General features: G+C 70.0%; 1 pseudogene. It reads right to left on the bottom strand.

Annotated features, from left to right (window positions below):
- Positions 1-78 precede the first annotated feature (78 nt).
- Positions 79-393, bottom strand: a pseudogene (locus Q7A36_RS41040) (hypothetical protein); the annotation flags it as partial.

Raw genomic sequence — 393 nt, 5'->3', positions numbered from 1 at the left:
CGTATTGCCTCATCTGAGGATGCTCCCGAGCCGGAGCCCGTTGCCTCACGAACTTGCTCCCGAGGCGCCGCTGCTGCCTCACCCTGTCATGCCCGTTGCCTCATCGGCTACACCCGTTGCCGCGACCGGCGCTCCCGTTGCCTCACCACCGCTCCCGGCCGTGGCCTCAGATCCGGCCCCGAACACCAGCTGCCGGGCCGCATCCCCCCGCCATTGCTTCAGCCGCCGCTGCAGGGTCCGCAGCAACGCCTCCGGGTAGCTGTCCGGTATTTCCGCCTGCAGGCGCGCCAGCAACTCCCGCGCCGTCAGCCAGGGCGAGGCACAGAACCACGCGTGCAGCTGCGCCGTCACCTTGGCGAACGGATCCGGCCGCCGTCGTTCCCTCTTCGCCTT

Origin of the sequence: Paracraurococcus lichenis (genome assembly GCF_030657435.1) — a bacterium.
Lineage (GTDB): Bacteria > Pseudomonadota > Alphaproteobacteria > Acetobacterales > Acetobacteraceae > Paracraurococcus > Paracraurococcus lichenis.
The sequence above is the reverse complement of the archived record's forward strand: the minus strand, read 5'-3'. Positions and strand labels throughout refer to the sequence as shown.